The organism is Pseudomonas sp. G5001, assembly GCF_013385475.1.
In the GTDB taxonomy this organism is placed as follows: Bacteria; Pseudomonadota; Gammaproteobacteria; order Pseudomonadales; family Pseudomonadaceae; genus Aquipseudomonas.
Map to the genome: position 1 here is coordinate 52,009 of NZ_JACAPZ010000022.1, position 21,839 is coordinate 73,847.

A 21,839-nucleotide genomic window follows, 5' to 3' on the forward strand; every position below is an offset into this window, starting at 1 on the left:
CGCTTGAATGGCCATTAGTTCACTGAACATGTTCAGGAAAGTAAAGTGCGGCCCATAATGGTTTACTCAGACAGGCTTTCCGATTATTACCTAGAACTTGCGCAGGCACCCAACTCGAAAACGAGTTATGCGGGGGCCGATATGCGTTTTTCGACCGAGTATGAGGCGCTTGAAACTGAACTGGGCAAGGCGCACTCCATTCACGGAAACAGTCAGCCTGACTGGCAATGGGTCGTGGAAAAAAGCGAGGCGCTGTTGCGCCACCAGTCCAAGGACTTGCGGGTCGCTGTCTGGTTGACCTGGGCCTTGCATCAGCGCGAGTCCTTCCCCGGGCTACTCGCAGGCCTCGGATTGCTGCGCTACCTCTGTGAGCATCATTGGGCGGTCGTTTATCCGGGCAAGCTGCGTACCCGCAGTGCCGCCTTTGGCTGGCTGGTCCCGCGCCTCGAGCAGGTGCTTGCACAACCTGTTTCGCTCAAGGATCAGCGGCCCTTGTTCCACTGCATGCTCGAACACCTGGCGCGGCTGGACGAGTTGTGGACCGAACACCTTCTCGAAGATGCGCCACTGTTACTGCCGGTTCGCAGGCAGCTGTCGGACCGATTGCAACAGTCCACCGAAAGCGAACCTCCAGCAGGCGGTAGCACAGGGGTGATCGCCCATATCAGGCAGGTCGCGACTCAGTTGATGGCGCCCGAGCCCATTGTGGAAAACGAAAAGGACGCCCACAAGCTGCTGCGCACGCTGCAGGAACATGCCCGGCCCTTGTCGGCCTGGTGGCAGCGTCAGAATGCCACTGACCTGCGCGCACTGCGTCTGAACCGAACGTTGACCTGGCTGACGATCACCAGTCTTCCGGACTGTGACAGCGAACAGGTAACGCCTTTGCGCGGGCCGGCGCCCGACAAGCTCAAGCGGTACCAGGAGCGCTTTGCCCAAGGGCAGCATACCGACCTGCTGCTGGAGCTTGAGGGCAGCCTGGCCGGAGCACCTTTCTGGTTCGACGGCTTGTACCGGGTGTGGGAGTGCCTGCAGGCACTCCAGGCCGACCTGGCCATGACCGAGCTGGAAGTGCACTTCGCGCTGTTGCTCCAGCGCTTGCCGGGGCTTGCACAGCTGCGCTTCCACGACGGAACACCCTTCGCCGACGACGTCACCCGTGGCTGGATCAACACCCAGGTTGCCCGCCATTTGCAAGCCCCGGTCCCACTCAGGTCGGCACCTGATGCCCCGGCTGCGCCTTGGGACAAAGCGTTGCACGACGTCATGCCCGTGCTGCGCAAGGACGGGTTCAAGGTGGCTGTGCGGTCCCTCAAGCAGGGCATGCAAACCGCGACAGGTGATCGTGCCCGGTTTCATTGGCGGCTTGGCCTGGCCAGGTTGTGTTTGCTGGCAGGCAAGCATGACCTGGCCAAAGTCCAGCTCGATCACCTGGACCACGAGCTGCAGCAATCAGGCCTGCAGCGCTGGGAGCCCGAGTTGGCGGTTGAAGTGCTGCAGCTCTTGCATGGCTGCTGTGACGTATTGCCCCAGAGCCATTCCGTGCGTGAGCGCAAGGAAGATGTCCATCGCAGGCTGTGCCACTTCGATCTCGAAGCGGTACTTGAATAGGCTTTCGAGCCCCCCGAAAAAGGAGAAACACCATGGCGAAAGAAGGTTCGGTAGCCCCCAGGGAACGCATCAATATCACGTTCAAACCCGCCGTCGGCACTGCGCAGGAAGAGGTCGAGCTGCCGTTGAAATTGCTGGTGCTTGGTGACTTCACCCAGCGTGAAGACCTGCGCAAGCTCGAAGACCGCAAGCCCGTCGGCATCGACAAGAACAGCCTCGACGAGGTGCTGGCCAAGCAGGCCTTGGGCCTGGCCTTGAGCGTCCCCAACCGGCTGCAGGATTCAGCCGAACCTGACGAGTTGGCGATCCGGGTCAGGATCAATTCGATGAAGGACTTCAATCCTGCACAGCTGGTTGAGCAGATACCCGAGCTGAAAAAGCTCATGGACCTGCGCGATGCACTTGTGGCGCTCAAGGGGCCGCTGGGCAACACGCCGAGCTTTCGAAAGGCCATTGAAAATGCCCTCGCCGATGACGATTCGCGCAAGCGGGTATTGGCTGAATTGGGGCTGGACAGCTCCGCCGTATGACTCTCTCAGTTAAAAGGACACTGACACCATGACTACCAGCCAAAGCCCGTCGCATGCGCCCATCACGGACGAGTACAGCATTCTCGACAACATCATTGCCCAGACCCGCCTCAGCGCCGACGACGAGGCCTACAGCATTGCAAAGCGTGGAGTCTCGGCATTTATCGAGGAGCTGATCAAGCCGCAAAACAAGGGCGAGCCGGTCAAGAAGCGCCTGGTTGACCGGATGATTGCCGAGATTGACGCAAGGCTCAGCCAGCAAATGGATGAAATCCTGCACCATCCCGACTTCCAGGCACTGGAGTCTTCCTGGCGTGGCCTGCAGTTGCTGGTTGATCGCACCAATTTTCGTGAAAACATCAAGATCGAACTGCTCAGCGTCTCCCGCCAGGACCTGCTGGATGACTTCGAGGACTCACCGGAGGTGACTCAGTCTGGACTCTACAAGCACATCTACAGTGCCGAATACGGTCAGTTCGGCGGCCAGCCCGTAGGGGCAATCATCGCCAATTATTTCCTTTCCCCCAGTGCTCCCGACGTCAGGCTGATGCAGTACGTTTCCAGCGTGGCCTGCATGGCTCATGCACCGTTCATTGCGGCGGCGGGTCCTGGCTTCTTCGGCCTGGAGAGCTTTACCGGCCTGCCTGACCTCAAGGACCTGAAGGACCATTTTGAAGGGCCGCAGTTTGCCAAATGGCAGAGTTTTCGCCAGAGCGAAGATGCCCGCTACATCGGCCTCACCGTACCGCGCTTTCTATTGCGTACGCCGTACGATCCCGTTGATTGCCCGGTCAAGACGTTCGCCTACCAGGAACATGTGGCCAGCAGCCACGAACACTATCTGTGGGGTAATACGGCCTATGCCTTTGCTACCCGCTTGACGGACAGTTTCGCCCGGTATCGCTGGTGCCCGAACATTATTGGCCCGCAGAGTGGTGGTGCAGTGGAGGACTTGCCGCTGCATCACTTTCACAGCATGGGCGAGATCGAAACCAAGATTCCTACCGAGGTGCTGGTATCCGACCGACGCGAATACGAGCTGGCGCAAGAGGGCTTCATTGCCCTGACCATGCGCAAGGGCAGTGACAATGCAGCGTTCTTTTCCGCCAGTTCGGTGCAAAAACCCAAGTCTTTTGGAATCAGTGCCGAAGGCAAGGCTGCCGAGCTGAATTACCGGCTCGGTACCCAATTGCCGTACATGATGATCGTCAATCGCCTGGCCCACTATCTCAAGGTGCTGCAGCGTGAACAGCTGGGGTCGTGGAAGGAGCGCACCGACCTTGAGCTGGAACTCAACAAATGGATTCGCCAATACGTAGCCGACCAGGACAACCCCAGCACCGAAGTGCGTGGACGGCGCCCGCTTCGGGCTGCGCGCATTGTTGTCAGTGATGTCGACGGGGAGCCCGGCTGGTATCGCGTCAACCTGAGCGTTCGCCCGCACTTCAAGTACATGGGGGCAGACTTCACTCTGTCGCTCGTCGGCAAGCTCGATAAAGAATGAGCCGCCGCCACGTGATTACCCAAAACCGCAGCCTTTTCGAGCGCCTGGAGTCCGGCGTGGGGCGCAGCCCGCAAGGTTGCGTCGTGGAATCCGTGGCGGGTCATCTGGCGAAAATGCTCAGCACCCGTGCGGGCAGTGTCCAGACGCTACCTGATTACGGGTTACCTGATCTGAATGACATGCGCCTCAGCCTGCATGACGCGTTGAGCCAGGCTCGGTTCCTGATTGAGCGCTTTATCCAGGCCTACGAACCCCGTCTGAAGGATGTCCGTGTCAAGGTATTGCCTCAGGACCGTGACCCGATGGTGCTGGCTTTTTCCATCGAGGGGGCCATGGAAGTCAATGGCATGACGCAAGCGGTCGCCTTTTGCGCCAGCCTGGCTCACGGCGCACGGGTCGAGGTCAAACCGGATGTCGTTTAACCGCTACTACCAGGGCGAGCTGAGCGCACTGCGACAGTTGGGGCGACGGTTCTGCGAGCGCAACCCGGCACTCGCGCCGTTTCTTGGGGACGCTGGCCAGGATCCGGACGTAGAACGGTTGCTTGAGGGTTTTGCATTCCTCACCGGTCGCCTGCGGCAGAAGCTTGATGATCAATTGCCGGAGTTGAGTCACTCGTTGATGCATCTGCTGTGGCCCAACTATATGCGGCCGCTGCCGTCGTTCAGCATGCTGCAGTTTGATCCGCTCAAGCGCACAGGGCCGGCCATCAGGGTCGAGCGGGATACACCGGTGGAAAGCATTGCGATCGACGGTGAACGCTGCCGTTTTCGTACCTGTTACCCGACGCAGGTCTTGCCGCTGCAACTGGCCGCCATGGAGTACTCGGTACAGGGCGAGGGCGCTTTGCTCTGCCTGCGTCTGGAGATGACGGCCGAGGCCAACTTCAGTGAGCTGGAACTGAACTGCCTGCGTTTGCATCTCGCGGGGGAGCAGCCCGTCAGCCAGGCGCTTTACCTGGGGCTTTTGCGTCACCTGGACGGGTTCGAGTTGCAGCCTTTCGGGCGCGACGGGCTGCCGGTCATCGGCGCCGACGGCGAGCCTGTTTCATTGCGTCTGTCCAGCAACGATATCAGTCCTGTGGGCTTTTCCGAGGATGAGGCACTGATCCCTTATCCGTTGAATACCTTTCGTGGCTATCGCCATTTGCAGGAGTACTTCGCCTTTCCCGACAAATACCTGTTTGTCGATGTGAGTGGCCTTGGCGCGCTGAGCAGGTTGCCTATTGACGTACTCAAGCAGGTACATGGCGTGACGTTACGCTTCGACATGCGTGGTCGCGGTATTGAGCGAATGGCGCCTACCCTGGACAACGTGAAGCTGTACTGCACGCCCATCGTCAATCTGTTCAAGCACGACGGCGTACCGATTCGCCTGGACGGCAAGCAGGACGAATACCTGTTGTTGCCTGGCGAATACGCCAGGGGGAACTGCGGTGTATTTTCCGTCGACAAGGTCACGGGATGGCGGCCGGGAGGCCTCGGGTACCAGGAATATGTTCCGTTCGAATCGTTTGAGCACGATTTTGGCAGCGCCGCGCCCAGCTATGGCGTTCGCCAGCGGCCATCCCTGCAACATGCCGGCCTGGATACCTGGCTGAGTTTCGACCGGTGTCCAGTGCATGAACAGGAAACCCTGTCGATTGAACTGACCTGCACCAACCACAACCTGCCATGCCTGCTGCAGGTGGGCGATATCAATCAGGCGTGCGAACAGACGCCCGAGTTTCTCTCGTTTCGCAACATCACCGCGGCAACCCCCAGCTTTGCGCCACCCCTGGACAGCGACTTCCTGTGGCGACTGATCAGCAATATGTCGCTCAACTATCTGTCATTGACCGATATAAACGCCTTGAGGGTGATCCTCGAAACCTACGACCTGCCGCGTTATCACGACCGCCAGGTGGAAAAGGTCAGCAGGCGAAGGCTGGGCGCCCTCCGTTCGATCAGTCACCAGCCCGTAGACCGGCTGCACCGAGGCCTGCCATTTCGCGGCTTGCGGGTTGACCTCACCATCGATCCTGAAGGCTACCTGGGGGAGGGCGACGTGTTCGTCTTTGCCTCGGTGCTCAACGAGTTCTTCGCGCTTTACGCCAGCCTCAACTCGTACCACGAACTGCGAGTCATCAGCACACAAGGAGACGTGTACCTATGGCCACCCCGGATGGGTCAGCAACCCCTGCTTTAACCGCACTGTCCCGAGTGATTCGCGAGTACTCGGTGTTTCAGGCGGTTGCGCAGATTATCGAGCGCCTGCGCGAGGCGCATCCCTCGCTGGACGATGAGGCGCTTTACGATCAATTGGAGTTCCAGGCCAACCCAGGCTTTGGCTTTCCCGGCAACGACATTGATCGTGTGGAGTTTTTTGTCGAGCACGGCCATTTGCGGGCACGGCTTCGCCTCAATGTGCTGGGCCTGTTTGGTACAGGGTCACCGCTGCCGGCGTTCTATGGCGAGCAAGCCTTTGCCGAGGTAGCGGGCGGTAATCCGACGCGGGAATTTCTTGATCTTTTTCACCATCGCCTGCACCGGCTGATAGTGCCGATCTGGCGAAAATATCGTTATCAGGCGAGTTTTCAAACGGGCGCCCGCGATCCCTTTTCCGAGCAGATGTTTGCATGGGTGGGCCTGGGTGGCAGCGCGATTCGCAGCGCGGCTCAGCTGAACTGGAAACGCCTGTTGCCCTACCTGGGGCTGCTGAGCCTGCGCGTGCACTCCGCCGCGCTGATCGAGACCGTGCTGCGTTATTACTTCAAGCACAACCGGCTGGTCATCGAGCAGTGGGTCGAGCGCAGGGTAGTGATCGACCAGGAGCAGCGCAATGATCTTGGTCGCGCCTATAGCTCGTTGGGTTCGGACCTGGTGCTGGGGGAGTGCCTTATCGACCGCAGTGGCATGTTCAGGGTTCATGTATTGGCACTCGATTGGCAGCGTTTTCACGAGTTTTTGCCCACCGGGGCGGGTTACGAGCCGCTGTGTGCGCTGGTGCGTTTTGCCGCCCGGGACCCCTTGGAATACGACGTGCGACTGGTGTTGGCGGCGGGCGAGGTCCGGCCGTTGCACCTTGGCGAGCACAACGTCTGCCGCCTGGGCTGGACCAGTTGGCTGGGGCATGAGCGGGCAGACGGCGTGGTCATCCTGGCCAGTAAAAATCATTAGGGATTGATGGATATGATGAATGTGGATCTGCAACAACTTATCCAGGCATTGACGGCGCCCACACGGCGCGACCTGGAACGCAGCGCCGAGCGTTGTGTCACCCGGGGCGGCGGCGAGGTCCTGGTGGAAGACTTGCTGCTGACGCTCCTGGAGCCTCCCGAGGGTGTTCTTATGCGAGCGCTGCAGGACGCGGGCGTGGATGCCGGGGAATTGCAGGCCGTGCTGCAACCTCGGGTCGACCAGAGCGCGTCCCGCAATCCGGTGTTTTCGCCCGCCCTGGTGCAATGGCTGCAGCAGGCGTTGCTGGTTGCCCATCTGGAGCTGGGCCGACGGGAAGTGGACCATGGCGCCTTGCTGCTCGCCTTGTTGCGCAACCCGATGCAGCACGCTGGCAGCCGTTACCAGGCGGTGATGAGCACGCTTGATGCACCGCGTGTGCTCGGATTTCTCTTGAGTGAAAACGCGCAGGCGGCTCCCGCTGAGGCGGGGAGTTCCTTGCTGGAGCGCTTTACCCATGACCTGACTCGCCAGGCCCGGGACGGGAAACTCGACCCCGTGCTCTGTCGCGATAACGAAGTCCGGCAAATGATCGATACGCTCGCGCGGCGGCGCAAGAACAACCCCATTCTGGTGGGCGAGGCGGGTGTCGGGAAAACCGCGATAGTCGAGGGCCTGGCCCTGCGGATCGTCAGCGCGCAAGTGCCAGAGGTGCTCAGGAAGGTGCGCCTGCTGACCCTGGATATGGGCCTGCTGCAAGCCGGTGCCAGCATCAAGGGTGAGTTCGAGCGCCGCCTCAAAGGCTTGATCGATGAGGTCAACGCCTCGCCGCAACCGGTCATCCTGTTCATCGATGAGGCCCATACCCTGGTCGGCGCAGGCGGCTCGGCCGGCAGCTCCGATGCCGCCAACCTGCTCAAGCCAGCGCTGGCACGAGGTGAGTTGCGTACCATCGCCGCGACGACCTGGTCGGAGTACAAGAAGTACTTCGAGAAAGACCCGGCGTTGGCGCGGCGTTTTCAGCCGGTGCAGGTGCACGAGCCGACGGTTGACGATGCCGTGACGATTTTGCGTGGGTTGGTCCCGGTGTATGAGGCCAGCCACGGAGTCTACGTGCGCGATGACGCCGTGGTCGCCGCCGCGCAGTTGAGTGCCCGCTACCTGGCCGGCCGCCAGTTGCCGGACAAGGCTGTGGACGTGCTGGACACCGCTTGTGCCCGGGTGCGGATCAGCCTGGTCACGGCGCCGGACGAACTGCAGCAGTTGCGCGCCGAACTGGCCGAGGGCACGCGCCAGCAACGTGCCGTGCGCAGGGATGCCGACGCGGGGTTGGCCATCGATGAACAGGTGCTGCAGCACCTCACCCGGAGACTGGAAGAAGTAGAAGTCGCACAGTTACAGCTTGAACAACGCTGGACCCACCAGCGCGAACTGGCCGAGAAGGTGCTCTCGCTGCGCCAGCAACTGGCCGACGCCGGTAACCTTGGCGAAAGCACTGAGGCTCTCGCTCCGCTCCTGGCCCAGAACCATCAGGCGTTGCAGGCCATACAGCACGAACAGCGATTGCTCAGCTTCGAAGTATGCCCACGGTTGGTGGCACAGGTTATCAGCGCCTGGACGGGTATTCCCCTGGAGCAGCTTGCCCGCGAACACAGCGCGAAGGTCCTGAACTTTGCGGATGATCTGCGTGGTCGCATCCTCGGCCAGGAAGGTGCCGTGCAGGTCCTGGACCGTTGCCTGCGGGCTGTCGCGGCCGGCGTGAACAAGCCTGATGCCCCCGTGGGGGTATTTCTGTTGGTGGGCCCCAGTGGTGTCGGCAAAACTGAAACAGCCCACGCCCTGGCCGACCTGTTGTATGGCGGCGAGCGCTTTGTCACCACGATCAACATGTCTGAATACCAGGAGAAACACTCACTGTCCCGGCTGATCGGCGCACCACCGGGTTATGTCGGTTACGGGGAGGGCGGGGTGCTGACTGAGGCGGTGCGGCAAAAGCCCTATTCAGTGGTGCTGCTCGATGAGGTGGAAAAGGCCGATCCGGATGTCCTGAACCTGTTTTACCAGGTGTTCGACAAAGGGGTAGCCAATGATGGAGAAGGGCGTGAAATCGACTTTCGCAATACCCTGATCCTGATGACTTCCAACCTGGGCAGCGATCTTGTCACCGGGCTGTGCGCCGACAGTCAACGACCGGCTGTCGAAGTACTGCACGCCGCAATCCGGCCGGTACTGACAGCTCATTTCAAGCCGGCGCTGCTGGCCCGTATGCGAGTCGTGCCGTATTACCCGGTGGCAGGCGCGGTGCTGCACCAACTGATTGAACACAAACTTCAGCGCCTGGGCCAGCGTCTGCTTCAGCGCAAGCTCGCATTCAGTCACGCAGGGGATCTTGTCGCACACATGGCCGAGCACTGTAGCCACAGTGGGAGTGGCGCGCGGTTTGTCGACCAATGGATCGAGGAAAACCTGTTGCCGCAGGTGGTGGATCGCCTGCTGGATGCGATGGCCGTTGGCAAGTCCCTGCAGTTCGTCCATGCCAGGCTGGATGCCAACGGCACCGTAATCTGTGAGTTCAGCTGATGGCGGACAATCCGTTTACCCAGTTGCCAAGCCCGCTGGACTACGCCGCTGCCTTGTTGGGATGGTTTACCCGGTTGGGCATCAATAGTGACGAATCGACATTGGCCGATGACTTTGCGGCAGGCGCCGCGCAATTGAGCGGCTGCGAGCTTGGCCAGTTGTACTTGCTCGACCAGGCCACCGGCCGCCTCGAACTGGCTGCCCAGTATTTGCCGGGCCTGTCGCCGCCAGGGGCGGTTGTGAGCTCGGGCGCGGATTTTCGGAACGAGCAACTGTTGCAGTACGTGCTGCAACAGAACCGGGTGTTTAACCTCACCGAGGCAGGCAGCAGTGTGTATGACACGGGGTTTCTGCCAGCGGGCGCGGCGTCCTGGCAATCACTCCTGTGCGTGCCGTTACCGGGGCCGAGCAAGCAGGTATCCGGGATGGTGTTGTGTGCCAGCCTGCGAGCGACGGAGCTGGCTGGCTACGGTGCGTCCCTGGGCCAATTGGGCAGTTTTGTCTTGAGCCAGTTGGCCCTGTTGCGGCGAATGCGCCGGGCTCCCGGTGCGTTGAAGGTGGTTCGCAGCACCCGCAGCACCAGCGCCTACGGCTTGATCGGAAACAGCACGGCCATGGACGAGACGTGCCGCCTGATCGGCAAGGTGGTGCATAGCCCCTACACCGTGCTGCTCCGGGGCGAGACCGGCACCGGTAAAGAGGTGGTCGCCCGGGCCATTCATGCTGCCGGCCCGCGCAGCAGCAAGGCATTTGTGGTGCAAAACTGCGCAGCGTTTCCCGAAGGCTTGCTCGAAAGTGAGTTGTTCGGTTACCGCAAAGGCGCGTTCACCGGGGCCGAAAGAGACCACGCCGGCCTGTTTGACACCGCCCACGGCGGCACGCTGCTGCTCGACGAAATCGGTGATATGCCGCTGTCACTGCAGGCCAAGTTGTTGCGGGTCCTGCAGGAGGGCGAGATTCGGCCGTTGGGTGCCAACACGTCCCACAAGGTCGACGTGCGAATCGTCGCGGCGACCCACCGGGACCTCACCAGCATGGTGGCTGAAGGAAGCTTTCGCGAGGACCTTTATTACCGGCTGGCGCAGTTTCCTATCGAGTTGCCGGCGCTGCGCCAGCGGGACGGGGACGTGCTGCAACTGGCCCGGCATTTCGCCGACAAGGCCTGTGCACTGTTGGGGCGAGCCACGGTGGGCTGGTCGAGTGCGGCCCTGGATCAACTGTCCAGCCACCACTTTCCCGGCAACGTTCGTGAGCTCAAATGCATGGTGGAGCGGGCGGTGCTGCTGTGCGACGACGAGGTGATCCTGCCTGCGCATTTATCGCTGCCATCAACCCTGTCCGCGCCCGCTGTCGACGCAACGCTGCGCCAGCGCATGGAGCGAGTCGAGCGGGTAGTGCTGATCGACTGCCTGCGCAAGAACCGTGGCAATCGAACCCGCACCGCCCGTGAACTGGGCCTCGCCCGGCGCACGTTGTTGTACCGCCTTGCACGCCTGGACATTCCGTTTGGCGAAGTCCAGGGAGAGTGCTGAATGGCACACCCTTTCAATTCCGGGAGATACCTGATGCCTGTTAGTCAGTGGCAAGCCCTGGTGCTTGTGTTGTTTTTGCTGAGTGGCTGTAACACCAATCATGTCTTTGACGACGATGACTACCGTCCGCTGGGTGATCCGCGGTCCACCGGTCGTGGCCTGTGAGCGCGGAGGAGTCCTGCCATGCAGCTAGTGTTTGAGGTGTGCCCTGCGGAGCCAGCAGAGTCCGCGCCGGCGCTGCGCAAAGTCTTTGACGGAGTGGGGGGCGTCATCGGCCGGGGGGCCGGTTGCGACTGGACCCTGCCTGACACCAGTCGCCAGGTTTCCGGTCGTCACGCGGTGATCAGTTATCGTGACGGCCGGTATTTCCTGACGGATATCAGCAGCAATGGAACCCGCCTGGCAGGCAGCAGTGAGCGTCTGCATGAGGGGCAGCAGCAACCGATAGATGACGGCGCGGTATTTCAGCTGGGGCCGCTGAGTATTCGCGCACGACTGGTCAGCCCACCGCTGGGACAGGGCCAGGACGGATTACACAGGCTGATTCCCGATGATGCATTCCTTGAGCTGGACCCACTGCGGGCACTGGCCAGCGAACTGCAGCGCGAGGACGGGTCGCAAGAGCTGGCGGCCCTGAACATGACCACCTACGAGACATTGCGCTGGACGGACCACGCGGCGGCGGACCGGGATCACCTGACGGTTCCCGAGCTTGTGAAGCCTGCGCGCCAGGTTGCCCCAAGTCCGCAATCGCCCGTTCCAGGTCACGGCTCAGGGCCATTCTGGTTGGGGTTTGCGCAGGCACTCGGTATTGATCTGGGCGACCTCGATGAGTCGGCAAGAGAAGTCCTGGCGATCAAGGCCGCGAGCTTGCTCCGGCAAATGACTGAAGGGTTGCAACAGAGCCTGGGCACCCGTAACGAGCTCAGGCAAGAGCTGAAACTGGCACTCACCCAGACGCCGCTCCAAAGCCCCAACCCACTTAGAGACAGCGCAGACGCCAGTGCGGCCTTGGGGTCGCTGCTGGGTGTCGGGCAGCTGGGGCAGGTTTCCGCCGAGATGCTTGTCATGCGGGCGTACCGCGACATGCAGGCTCACGAGGTGGCCTTGCTGGCGGCCTGCCGCGCGGCAGTACGCGGCGCTCTGGCAGCCTTTGCGCCCGGCCATTTGCTGCTGTGCTTCGAACGCCAGGCAAGGCCGCCGCTGATTCCCCGGTGTGGCGCCCGCTGGCGCGCGTACCAGCGCCATTACCAGGCACTGATCGAGGACGAGCACTTGAGCGAGCGCCTGCTGGGCAGCGACTTCGCCAAGGCGTACGAGGAACAGATTCGTCTGATCTCAACCCTTCACCGTTATCCAGGATGATCTTCATGTCCCGAGTCACCGTTGCATTGTTGTGCGCTGTAATGGGTTTGCTGGGTGGTTGCTCCCTGTCGCCCTTTTCGAAGTTGACCAAGCTGGACCTGACACTGACCGCCAGCGAACGGGTCAACCCTGATCTCCATGGTCGCCCGTCGCCGATCGTGGTGCACCTGATGGAGCTTCGACACCCCGTGGCTTTTGAAAATGCGGACTTTTTCAGCCTTTATGCTCATGCCGAGCACACGTTGCCCAAGGACCTGGTGAACCTCGAAGAGCTGGAGTTGCGCCCCGGCGATCACTCCACGCTCAAACTCAGTCTTGAGCCCGGCAGTCGTTATGTCGGCGTGCTGGCGGCGTACCGTGATTTGCCTCACTCGCAATGGCGCTATGTGTTGCCGGTGACCGCGCAGCGATTGACCGGCGCTGAACTGATCCTTGATCAGGCCGGCATTCGGTTGGTCAACCCGCAACCCGCGAAGGCGGGCGACTGACATGTACAGCCAAAAAGTCATCTGGCAGGAAGGCATGTTGCTGCGCCCTCAGCATTTCCAGCAAAACGATCGGTACCACGATCAGCAACTCACGCGCCGCACCCAGCTGTTGTGCCGTCACGCCTGGGGCTTCCTGGCCCTGGAAATCGATGTGCAATACCTCAATATAGGCAAGGTCGTTATCAGCCAGGCCAGCGGCATATTGCCGGATGGCAGCCTGTTCGAGCTGGGCGGCGCGATGGAGTCGCTGGTGCTGGAGGTTCCGGTAAATACCGGGAAGCAGTCGATCTACCTGGCCTTGCCGCTGGCCACAGGTAACTGTGTTGAAGCCCGTCGACCCGAGCAGATTGATGTGTTGGCGCGCTACAAGACTCTTGCGGTAGACGTCAGCGACTCCAACGCCGGGGAAGAAGCTCGTCGTCAGGTCAATTGCGGGCAGCTGGATTTTCGCCTGTTGCTGGGGGAGCAACACAGCGACCCGCATTACGTGAAGCTCAAGGTTGCCCAGGTGCTCAGTTGCACCGAGGAGGGCGTCAGCCTGGACCCCGATTTTATCCCGAGCTTCATTCACCTGCATGGTTCCGGCTACCTGCTGTCTTGCCTCAAGGAAGTGATCAGCCTGCTCGCTTACCGGGGGGATGCCATCGCCGAGCGGATTCGCGCCAACGGTACCGCCGCCGGCGCGGAGGTTGGCGACTTCCTGATGTTGCAATTGATCAATCGCACCGAACTGGTCTTGCGTCACTACCTGGGCCTGAGCCAGGTCAGCCCTGAAACGCTGTATCGAACATTGCTGTCGATCCTGGGTGAACTCGCGACGTTTGCCAGCGACAGCAAGCGTGCGCACTTCGAGGGGCATTACCGGCACAGCGACCAGGGCGCCAGCTTTCGTGGATTGATGGAGCCGATTCGCAGCCTGCTGTCGATGGTGCTTGAGCAGCATGCCATTGAGCTGGCGCTGCAGCCTCGCCAGTACGGGGTGCTGGTGTGCCCGGTGAGCGATCTCAACCTGCTGGGTTCGGCGACCTTCATTCTGGCCGCCAGCGCCCATTGTGACGCCGAGGAGCTTCGACACCGGCTTCCGGCGCACCTCAAGGTCGGCCCCGTGGAGCGGATTCGCGAGTTGGTCAACCTGCAGTTGGCGGGCATCAAGGTCAAGCCGCTGCCGGTGGCTCCCCGGCAGATACCGTTTCATGCCGCCAACACCTATTTCATGCTTGAACTCGGTGCCCGGGACATTGAGCAGTTGAAGCAGTCGGGAGGATTTGCCTTCCACGTCAGCGGTGAATTTGCCGAACTGGAACTGAAATTCTGGGCCATCAGGAACTGAGACCATGGACAGGGAATACCCGCAGGACGAGAAAACCGTCCTGCTTGATCGACAGGGACGCGGACCGGCGCAGGGACCGATGACCGACTTCGCATCGCCGCCGCGTTTCGAACAACTGGAAGACCGGATGATCTACGCGGCCCGCTTGCAGGGCGCGGAGCATTTCGACATTGGCCTGAACAGTTTGGTGGCGCCTGCCTGGGAGCTGTTGTCCGAGGTGGTCCGCCTCAAGCGCAGTACCGCCGAGGAAAGCCTGCGCGCCCTGAATGAACGACTCTCGGCTGCAGTCACGCTGTTCGAGACGCGGGCCCGGCATGACGGGGCCCAGGCCAGCGAGGTCATGGCGGCGCGGTATGTGCTGTGCAGCGTGATCGACGAGGCAGTGGTCACCACCTCATGGGGCAGCCAGAGCGATTGGTCGAAGATGAGCCTGCTGAGCAGTTTTCACAACGAAACCTTCGGCGGCGAGAAGTTTTTCCAGTTGCTTGAGCGCATGTCGAGGGACCCCTTCAAGCACCTGGCGATGCTGGAGTTGATGTACCTGTGCCTGTCCCTCGGGTTTGAGGGCAAGTACCGGGTCATGGAGCGTAGGTTGTTGCAGCTTGAACAGGTTCGGGACGCGCTGTATCGGCAGATCCGGCATGTGCGGGGTGATACGCCTGCGGCGTGCGCGCCGTCGCCCAGGCCGGAACAGCCGCGCCGGAAACGGCTGAGGGTCGTGTCGCTCACCTGGATTGCAGTGTTTGTCGCCGCCAGCCTGTTGAGCCTGTATGCAGGATTTGCCTGGGTGCTGGGCCAGCAGCGTGAAGCGGTGTTGCAACCGTATCAACTCGTGGCGCCGGATATTTTCCGGGCGCCGCTCTAACGCAGGGAGCAACGCATGAACGCATTCTTCAGGAGCGCGGGCGCCGTGCTGGGCAGGGTTTGGGTCTGGAGCCTGCTGCTGGTGCTCGCGGTCGCAATGACCGTGTGGTTCTTCGGGCCACTGCTGGCTGTCGACGACTATCGATTCTGGCAAGCGGCGGCATCGCGCTTGCTGACAATCAGCGGGCTGTTTTTGTTGTGGGGCCTGGCGATGGTGTATGCCAATTGGCGCAGTATGGCCCGGCAATCAACCGTCGGTGACGGCGAGCCACGCCCGCGCAAAGGCCAGGTTGAAAACGAGCAGCGGCACCTGCGCGGTCGCTTCAAGGACGCTTTGTACACCCTGAAACACTCCCGGATTTATGGTGAACGCAGCCCGCGTTGGCGTAATGCATTGCCCTGGTATTTGCTGATCGGCAAGGAAGGCAGTGGCAAGTCCCGGATGTTGGCCGCCAGTGGCTTGCAGTTGCTCCAGGATCAGGGCGCGTCGGTAGCGACGCAGGGCGGTGCCACGCGGGACTGTGACTGGCATTTCGCCGAGGACGGCGTGTTGCTCGACGTCGCCGGCCGCTACCTTACCCAGCCTGACAGCCAGGTGGATGGCGCGGGTTGGTCGACGCTGCTGGAGATGCTCAAGGTGCGGCGCCGGACACGCCCGCTCAACGGTGTGGTGGTGGCGCTGTCCACGGACACATTGCTCCATGGCAGCGAGCGTCAGTTGGAGAATGAGGCGCGGGCAGTCCAGAGTCGGTTGCTGGAGATCCGCCGGACGTTGCATGTGGAGGTGCCGGTCTACCTGGTGGTGACCCAGGCCGACCACCTGCCGGGGTTTGCGGAGTTCTTCGAGCGGCCGTTGGGCGAAGGCAGTGATGCGGTGTTGGGCGAATCTATCGTCCCAGGCAAAGCGGGTATTGGCATTGCCCAGGTACGACAGGCGTTTGAAGCACTGCTGCAGCGCTTGAGCGGTGAGCTTGTGCAGCGCCTGCACCAGGAACGCAACAGTGATCTGCGCGGACGGATGCTCGACTTCCCCCATCAGGCGGCCCGGATTGGCGAGCGCCTGAGCCTCTATATCGACGTTGCTTTTTGCGGCCCGCGTTATCAGCACACCAACGGCTTTCGTGGTTTCTACTTGACCAGCGCCGACGGTGGCCCACAGGCACTTGAACCACGTGCGTACTTTATCCAGGGCTTGTTCAGCCGGGTGATTCTGGCGCAAGCCGACCTGGCGGACCTCGATAGCCAGGAGCGCCGTCGAATCCGCCGGCACCAGGGGGGGCTGGCCCTGGGCGCGCTAGTGGTCGTCGTGGCGGCGGGCTTGCTGTGGACCCACAGTTACTCCTCCAATCATCAACGTCTGGAGCAACTGCAGGCGCTGGCACGACAGCCCGCACCCGTGCAGCCTGGGTCAGACGCTACCCAGGCACTCCTGCCGCTGCTGGACAGCCGCCTGGCGGCCACGCGGATTTTCCCCTTGCCGGGTGAAGCCCGGCTGGTTGAGCGGATGGGGTTGTATCAGGGCAGTATCAGCCGTCCGGTGCTGGAGCAGGCCTACGAGCGTGCCTTGGGGCGGCTGTTGCTGTCCCAGGTCAGCGAGATGCTGCAGGAACAAGTTCGCGGCAGCCTGGAAGATCGTGAGCGGCTGCTGGATAACCTCCGGGCGTACCTGATGCTCAACCTGCGGGAGCGGCGGGATGTCGGCTGGCTGCGTGAGCGGGTGGCGGGGCATTGGTCTGTACGGTTTGCCGGTGAGCCCTCCGTGCAAAACCGGTTGAATGAACATTTCGCGCGCTTGCTTGAGCAGCCGTTCGTGCAGCCGCTCGATGACGAGCTGGTGGCCCGCGCGCGCCACGTGTTGCGCGGCGAATCGCTGGTTGACGTGGTGTACCGGGTGCTGCGCGAACAAGCTCGCGGCCTTGAACCGTTGCGCCTTGCACACGGGCGGGTGTTTGAGGGGGGCGAGCGTTCCATTCCGGGGTTTTATACCCGCACGTACCAGCGGCATTTTGAAGCGCAGGGCGCGCGGCTGGTGAACACTATCGTCCAGGACAACTGGGTGCTGGGAGAGGGCGCCGACCTGAGCGCCATGGATTTGCAACGGTTGATGGTGGAGCTTGAACAACGCTACTTCAGCGAGTATGCCGATGCCTGGAGCGAGGCGCTTGGGCAGGTTGGCCTGCGTGAAACTGAAAACTCCAGGCAAGGCGCCGAACAGCTCGCCAGCTTGACGTCGGCCCAGTCGCCGTTGTTGCAGTTGTTGCAGCAGGTTCGTGACCACACGCGCCTGCCGTCGGCCAGTGAGCGCCTCGACGAGCTGGCTGCCAAGCTGCCTGGACCTGCGGCAGAGCGGTTGCCGACCGCCGCCGGGCTGGTCAATGCCTTGCCCGACAGCGCACGGCGAGCCATGCAGCGCCGCTTCGAGCCCTTGCACCAGTTGCTGGACAGCCAGGAGAACCCGGGGGCCGAGTTGACCGGCGTGTTACAGGCGCTCAACGACTTGCACCTGCAGTTGGCGAGCTTGAATCGCGAAGGCGCGCCGGAGCCGGTCGCGTTCGAGATGGTCAAGCGGCGGATCCAGGGGCAACAGGATGCGCTGAGTAACCTGCGCAACGTGGCCGCGCGTTTGCCACTGCCGCTGGCGGGCTGGTTCGAAAGCCTGGCCGACGAGCATTGGCGCCTCATGCTCGACCAGGCCTATCGGCATGTGAACCAGCGTTATCAGAGCGAGGTATATGGTTTCTACAGCAGGGCGATCAAGCTGCGTTTCCCGTTCAATGCCCACGCCAGCAGCGACGTTTCCCTCAACGACTTCCAGGAGTTTTTCAAGCCTGAGGGGATCATGGCGCGATTCTTTGACAGCTATCTGAAGCCTTTTGTCAGCGGTGATTCCGGGCGCTACAGGCTGCGTAGCCTGGATGGGCGCAGCTTGCCGATGTCTCGGGCGTTGCTCGACCAGCAGGCGAAGGTGCAGGTGATCAGGCGCGGTTTTTTTGCGGATGAGCCGGGGGACTTGCAGGTTCGTTTCACGCTCGCACCCTATAGCCTGGACCCGTCGGTGAGTCGCGCGGTCTTGCGTTTGGGTGGCCAGCAGATGGAGTACCGGCACGGGCCGATTGTCTCCATGGCGATGCAATGGCCAGCCGAGGCTGAGAATGGTCGCAGCAGCCTGGTACTGGAGCGTGGCAGCGAGCGGGCGCTGGGGCTCGAAAAAAATACCGGGGCCTGGTCCCTGTTTCGCTTGTTCGACTTGATGCAGAGCGAACCCTCCAGCGGGCAGGATGAGCTGATCCTCAAGGCTGACCTGGCAGGCTTGCGCGCCAACTACCTGCTGACCAGCCGACGCACCCCCAATCCATTCCAGATGGCGCAGTGGCGAACTTTTCGCCTGCCGGAGCAGTTGTGAGCCAACCTCGCGACCGCTGGCACAGCGCCGGTCGCACAGACCGTGGAAAGGTCCGTTTACGCAACGAGGATGCCTTTCTCGATTGCCCCGGGACGGGCTGCTGGGCCGTGGCGGACGGGATGGGCGGGCATCAGGCGGGGGATATCGCCAGCCAGTTGGTGGTCGATGGCCTGGCGTCATTGCCCGGCCAGGGCAGCCTGGATGAACGCGTCGAGGCGACCCGTCGTTGCCTGCAATGGCTCAACCGGCGGCTGGGCGATGAATTGACGCTGGCCTCCCATGGCGCCGAGGCCATCATGGGAAGCACGGTCGTGGCGTTGTTGCTTCAGGGCGATCGCGCTGCGTGTGTCTGGGCCGGTGACAGTCGTTGCTATCTGTGGCGCGGGCAGACGCTGTACCAGCTGTCGCGAGACCATTCGCTGTGTGAGCAATTGATTGACCAGCAGGTGAGCCCGGAACAGGCCAGGGCCCATCCAGACGCACGGGCCTTGACCCGGGCCATCGGCTCGCGGGCACCACTGAGCCCGCAGGTCCTGGAACTCGGTACCTTGGCAGGGGATGTGTTTCTGTTGTGCAGCGACGGCCTGTACCAGGCGCTTAGCCACTCTGAGTTGGGCCAGGCCTTGAGCCAGGGAAATCCGCAACGTGTCCTGGACCAGCTGTTTGCAGGTGTCTTGCGCGGTACGGCCGGCGACAACCTGACCGCTGTGGTGGTGCAGTCATGCGCGACCTGACCCACTTTGCCTTTGCCAAGGCCCCGGTAAACCCACCGCGCGACGGAGCCCCCGAGTTGCTGGCCGGGCGATACCTGATCGAGCGCGTGTTGGGCGCAGGCGGCATGGGCGTGGTCTATCGTGCGCGGGACCTGCTGCACGAACAGTTTGGCGAGCCCTGTTCCAGTGTCGCGATCAAGGTGTTGGGCGAAGCCATTCGCGAATCTGCGGATGCACACGTGTTGCTGTACAACGAGTTTGCCCTGACCCGCAGCCTGCGGCATGAGCAGGTGGTGCGTGTGTATTCATTTGAAGTGGATGCTCCCGGCCAGATCGCATTCTTTACCATGGAACTGCTCCAGGGCATGACCCTGGACCGGTTGCTGCTGGAGTGCCCCGGCGGTTTACCCTGGCAAGCGCTGCAAGGCATCGCCGTGCAATTGCTCGACGCGTTGCGCCATAGCCATCAGCAGGGTGTGCTGCACGGGGATGTGAAACCCGCCAATGTCATGGTGGGAGACGACGGGTTGCGCTTGTTCGATTTCGGTCTGGGCGAGGCTTGCGGACAGGCCCCGGCGGGTTCTCCAGGCTTGAGTCGCAGCCGCTTCAATGCCTGGACGCCCGCGTACGCCGCGCCGGAGTTGCTGGCTGGCGGAGCACTGTCGGCCAGCGCCGACCTGTATGCAGTGGCCTGTGTATTGTACGAGTTGGCACAAGGCCGGCGCCACGCCAGTGACAGGCCGGCCCGGCCCCGGCAACTGCCTCGCCATTGCTGGCCTGTATTGCGTACGGCGTTGACGGCTGACCCTGAACGCAGGGCCATTACCCTTGATGAATTACGCGCGGTGCTCGCTGATCGCAGGAAGGGCCTGGGCCGCTGGTTCTAGACGGGCAAGTCGTGCAGCTGGCAATACTCGAACCAACTCAGGTCTGCCATTTGCGCCACCTCCTTGTGCACCTCAAGGCGTTGCGCCTCGAACTCCGCCGGGGAATGCGCCGTCAATTTCAGCGTCAGTTCCCAGGCGAACAAGCCCTGTTGCTCCGCTTCTGCCTCGAAGGCTTCATGCAGGCGCTCGGCGCGGTACTGCTCCATGGTTTCCCCTTTGGCCTGGGCCGCCAGGGGGTTCAATGTATTCAGTTCCGCGGCCAGGGCCGGGTGTTCACTCAAGAATCGGTCCAGGGCTAGCTGGTGGTTTTCGCCGGGTTGGGACAAAGGTTTACTCCACGGTAAGAGAGACGGTCAGTGTGGCTTGGACATTAAAAAAGCCGCCATGGCTGCATAGGCGGGCAAGGTCACCCCATCATTGGCGGCGTTGCCGGCCACCGGGTGGGAGGCATAGCGAACAATCACCATTTCAGCCTTGGGGTCGATGTAGATGCTCTGGCCATGCACCCCACGCGCCATGAACGCCCCGTCGGGATTGTGGGTTACCCACCACATGTTGCGATAGCTCCAGCCCTTCAATTGAGCGTAGCCGGCCTGGGCGAACGCCTGCTTGTCGCCGCCCTGGCGAATATCCGTCACCACGCTTTCGGGCACGATCTGCTGGCCATTGAAGCGCCCGCCGTTGCGCAGCATCTCGGCAAACCGGGCCAGGTCCCGCAGCCCGGTGTTCAGGCCGCCACCGGCGAAGGGTGTGCCGATGGAGTCGACGGTGAAGTAGGCGTCCTGTTCGGCGCCAAGCCGACTCCAGATGCGTTCGCTGAGCAGTTGCGCGACATTGTGCCCGGTCGCGCGGGCAATCACCCAGCCGAGTACGTCGGTATTGACGGTCTTGTAGCCGAAGGCACGCCCGTGTTCGCCACGCTGCTTAACCGTTTGCAGGAACTCGTAGTAGCTGCGCGGCCCGGTGTAGTCCTTGGGTTTGGGCAGCGGGTTGCCGGCCTGGGCGTGGGCCCAGACTTCGGCGTTGGGGTCGGCATAATCTTCGCTGTAGTCCAGGGCGGTGGTCATGTCCAGCACCTGGCGCAAGGTGGCGCTGCCAAAGGCCGAGCGGCCGAGTTCGGGTACATAGTCGACGATCTTTTTCTGTGGGTCCAGGGTGCCATCGGCCACCAGCATCGCGCCCAGGGTACCGATCACTGATTTGGTGACCGACATGGCCGCGTGTTGCCCATCCTCCTTGAGCACCCCGAAATAACGCTCATAAACCACCGTGCCTCGATGCATCACCACGATGCCATCGGTGTAGGTGGCGTCCAGGGCCTGGCGCCAGGTCAGCGGCTGGGCTGCACCCACTGGCTGCACGGGGATTGCATCGAGTGCCGGGTCGAGTTTGCGTGGCAATGCCAGCGGTGCGCCGAGCCCGCGGGAGACGTTAACCGTGGGCATCAATTGGCGAAAGTTGGCGACACTCCAGCGCATCGCCGGGAAGCGGAAATAGCTGCCGTCTTCAAAGCGTACGGTGCGGTCGGCCGGCGGCGGTGCGCCGACCATCCATTGCAGCCTTGCCGGGTCGCTGGCCTGGGCATCGGCGAAGGTCGGGGTGGCGGCGCCGGCCAACGGGCTGGTCAGCCCAAGCAGCGCACAGGCCATGAGGGGAGTGAATCGCAGCATCAGTCGAGTCCGTTCGAGGGGGGCGTCGTTTTTTACGACAACCAGTGCGCCAAAGGATGGGCCAACCCGAGCCAATCGACAAGCAGCAAGCCCCTGCGGTGATTCTGAATAAATGCGCCAGGGGCGGCAAAAGCCTTTCGCTTGCGGTGTCAGGGCGTGTAGCGTTACCCCGTGATAAGGCGACAGCCAGGTGTTATTTTGCGACCC

18 protein-coding genes are annotated in these 21,839 nt (G+C 62.0%); 16 read left to right on the forward strand and 2 right to left on the reverse strand.

Annotation, left to right across the window (positions count from 1 at the left end; translation table 11 throughout):
* The first annotated feature begins 57 nt into the window (after positions 1 to 57).
* From tssA to HX805_RS19080, 16 genes are read left to right on the forward strand one after another with little or no spacing between them, the layout of a single operon-like run.
* A complete protein-coding gene (tssA, locus tag HX805_RS19005; RefSeq protein ID WP_102369332.1) occupies positions 58 to 1,611 on the forward strand; it encodes a type VI secretion system protein TssA in 1,554 nt (517 codons plus the stop codon).
* 32 nt (positions 1,612 to 1,643) lie between these two features.
* Positions 1,644 to 2,141: a type VI secretion system contractile sheath small subunit gene (tssB, locus tag HX805_RS19010; protein ID WP_003208038.1), complete on the forward strand. Its 498-nt coding sequence runs from the start codon at positions 1,644 to 1,646 to the stop codon at positions 2,139 to 2,141.
* Between the two features lie 28 nt (positions 2,142 to 2,169).
* Positions 2,170 to 3,645, forward strand: a complete 1,476-nt coding sequence (tssC, locus tag HX805_RS19015) for a type VI secretion system contractile sheath large subunit (RefSeq protein WP_003208039.1) — start codon at positions 2,170 to 2,172, stop codon at positions 3,643 to 3,645.
* On the forward strand, positions 3,642 to 4,067 hold the full coding sequence (gene tssE, locus HX805_RS19020; RefSeq protein WP_177117182.1) for a type VI secretion system baseplate subunit TssE: 426 nt from the start codon (positions 3,642 to 3,644) through the stop codon (positions 4,065 to 4,067). Before tssC ends, tssE begins: the two co-directional genes overlap by 4 nt.
* Positions 4,057 to 5,832, forward strand: coding sequence for a type VI secretion system baseplate subunit TssF (tssF, locus tag HX805_RS19025; protein WP_177117183.1), 1,776 nt, complete (start codon positions 4,057 to 4,059; stop codon positions 5,830 to 5,832). Before tssE ends, tssF begins: the two co-directional genes overlap by 11 nt.
* On the forward strand, positions 5,796 to 6,803 hold the full coding sequence (gene tssG, locus HX805_RS19030; protein WP_177036011.1) for a type VI secretion system baseplate subunit TssG: 1,008 nt from the start codon (positions 5,796 to 5,798) through the stop codon (positions 6,801 to 6,803). Before tssF ends, tssG begins: the two co-directional genes overlap by 37 nt.
* Positions 6,804 to 6,815: 12 nt before the next feature.
* Positions 6,816 to 9,380 carry a type VI secretion system ATPase TssH gene (tssH, locus tag HX805_RS19035; RefSeq protein WP_177117184.1) on the forward strand — a complete coding sequence of 855 codons (2,565 nt, stop codon included), beginning with the start codon at positions 6,816 to 6,818 and terminating at the stop codon, positions 9,378 to 9,380.
* Positions 9,380 to 10,912, forward strand: a complete 1,533-nt coding sequence (locus tag HX805_RS19040; protein WP_087694178.1) for a sigma-54-dependent Fis family transcriptional regulator — start codon at positions 9,380 to 9,382, stop codon at positions 10,910 to 10,912. The genes tssH and HX805_RS19040 overlap by 1 nt, the downstream gene beginning before the upstream one ends.
* A 33-nt stretch (positions 10,913 to 10,945) precedes the next feature.
* Positions 10,946 to 11,077 (forward strand): hypothetical protein, encoded by a 132-nt coding sequence (locus HX805_RS19045; protein ID WP_003208049.1) that lies wholly within the window; start codon positions 10,946 to 10,948, stop codon positions 11,075 to 11,077.
* 18 nt (positions 11,078 to 11,095) lie between these two features.
* Positions 11,096 to 12,277: a type VI secretion system-associated FHA domain protein TagH gene (tagH, locus tag HX805_RS19050; protein WP_177036008.1), complete on the forward strand. Its 1,182-nt coding sequence runs from the start codon at positions 11,096 to 11,098 to the stop codon at positions 12,275 to 12,277.
* A gap of 5 nt (positions 12,278 to 12,282) precedes the next feature.
* Positions 12,283 to 12,765: a type VI secretion system lipoprotein TssJ gene (gene tssJ / locus HX805_RS19055; protein ID WP_023658927.1), complete on the forward strand. Its 483-nt coding sequence runs from the start codon at positions 12,283 to 12,285 to the stop codon at positions 12,763 to 12,765.
* A 1-nt stretch (position 12,766) separates the two neighbouring features.
* A complete protein-coding gene (gene tssK / locus HX805_RS19060) occupies positions 12,767 to 14,095 on the forward strand; it encodes a type VI secretion system baseplate subunit TssK (RefSeq protein WP_177117185.1) in 1,329 nt (442 codons plus the stop codon).
* A 4-nt stretch (positions 14,096 to 14,099) separates the two neighbouring features.
* Complete coding sequence (gene icmH, locus HX805_RS19065) at positions 14,100 to 14,960, forward strand: type IVB secretion system protein IcmH/DotU (RefSeq protein WP_177117186.1); 861 nt, start codon at positions 14,100 to 14,102, stop codon at positions 14,958 to 14,960.
* A 15-nt stretch (positions 14,961 to 14,975) separates the two neighbouring features.
* Positions 14,976 to 18,362 (forward strand): type VI secretion system membrane subunit TssM, encoded by a 3,387-nt coding sequence (gene tssM, locus HX805_RS19070; protein ID WP_177117187.1) that lies wholly within the window; start codon positions 14,976 to 14,978, stop codon positions 18,360 to 18,362.
* On the forward strand, positions 18,359 to 19,096 hold the full coding sequence (locus HX805_RS19075; RefSeq protein ID WP_087694172.1) for a PP2C family serine/threonine-protein phosphatase: 738 nt from the start codon (positions 18,359 to 18,361) through the stop codon (positions 19,094 to 19,096). The genes tssM and HX805_RS19075 overlap by 4 nt, the downstream gene beginning before the upstream one ends.
* Positions 19,084 to 19,962: a serine/threonine-protein kinase gene (locus HX805_RS19080; RefSeq protein WP_177117188.1), complete on the forward strand. Its 879-nt coding sequence runs from the start codon at positions 19,084 to 19,086 to the stop codon at positions 19,960 to 19,962. The genes HX805_RS19075 and HX805_RS19080 overlap by 13 nt, the downstream gene beginning before the upstream one ends.
* On the opposite strand, the gene HX805_RS19085 is transcribed toward HX805_RS19080, so the two are convergent.
* Positions 19,959 to 20,288, reverse strand: a complete 330-nt coding sequence (locus HX805_RS19085) for a DUF6388 family protein (protein WP_177117189.1) — start codon at positions 20,286 to 20,288, stop codon at positions 19,959 to 19,961. The genes HX805_RS19080 and HX805_RS19085 overlap by 4 nt on opposite strands.
* A gap of 27 nt (positions 20,289 to 20,315) precedes the next feature.
* Positions 20,316 to 21,611 (reverse strand): serine hydrolase domain-containing protein, encoded by a 1,296-nt coding sequence (locus HX805_RS19090; RefSeq protein ID WP_371317081.1) that lies wholly within the window; start codon positions 21,609 to 21,611, stop codon positions 20,316 to 20,318.
* Positions 21,612 to 21,839: the final 228 nt, after the last annotated feature.

Coding starts and splice junctions, on each gene's coding strand:
- tssJ (WP_023658927.1), top strand. CDS start 12,283: ATGTCCCGAGTCACCGTTGCATTGTTGTGCGCTGTAATGGGTTTGCTG.
- tssA (WP_102369332.1), top strand. CDS start 58: ATGGTTTACTCAGACAGGCTTTCCGATTATTACCTAGAACTTGCGCAG.
- icmH (WP_177117186.1), top strand. CDS start 14,100: ATGGACAGGGAATACCCGCAGGACGAGAAAACCGTCCTGCTTGATCGA.
- tssB (WP_003208038.1), top strand. CDS start 1,644: ATGGCGAAAGAAGGTTCGGTAGCCCCCAGGGAACGCATCAATATCACG.
- tagH (WP_177036008.1), top strand. CDS start 11,096: ATGCAGCTAGTGTTTGAGGTGTGCCCTGCGGAGCCAGCAGAGTCCGCG.
- tssK (WP_177117185.1), top strand. CDS start 12,767: ATGTACAGCCAAAAAGTCATCTGGCAGGAAGGCATGTTGCTGCGCCCT.
- tssF (WP_177117183.1), top strand. CDS start 4,057: ATGTCGTTTAACCGCTACTACCAGGGCGAGCTGAGCGCACTGCGACAG.
- tssM (WP_177117187.1), top strand. CDS start 14,976: ATGAACGCATTCTTCAGGAGCGCGGGCGCCGTGCTGGGCAGGGTTTGG.
- tssH (WP_177117184.1), top strand. CDS start 6,816: ATGATGAATGTGGATCTGCAACAACTTATCCAGGCATTGACGGCGCCC.
- tssG (WP_177036011.1), top strand. CDS start 5,796: ATGGCCACCCCGGATGGGTCAGCAACCCCTGCTTTAACCGCACTGTCC.
- tssE (WP_177117182.1), top strand. CDS start 3,642: ATGAGCCGCCGCCACGTGATTACCCAAAACCGCAGCCTTTTCGAGCGC.
- HX805_RS19040 (WP_087694178.1), top strand. CDS start 9,380: ATGGCGGACAATCCGTTTACCCAGTTGCCAAGCCCGCTGGACTACGCC.
- tssC (WP_003208039.1), top strand. CDS start 2,170: ATGACTACCAGCCAAAGCCCGTCGCATGCGCCCATCACGGACGAGTAC.
- HX805_RS19080 (WP_177117188.1), top strand. CDS start 19,084: ATGCGCGACCTGACCCACTTTGCCTTTGCCAAGGCCCCGGTAAACCCA.
- HX805_RS19045 (WP_003208049.1), top strand. CDS start 10,946: ATGCCTGTTAGTCAGTGGCAAGCCCTGGTGCTTGTGTTGTTTTTGCTG.
- HX805_RS19090 (WP_371317081.1), bottom strand. CDS start 21,611: ATGGCCTGTGCGCTGCTTGGGCTGACCAGCCCGTTGGCCGGCGCCGCC.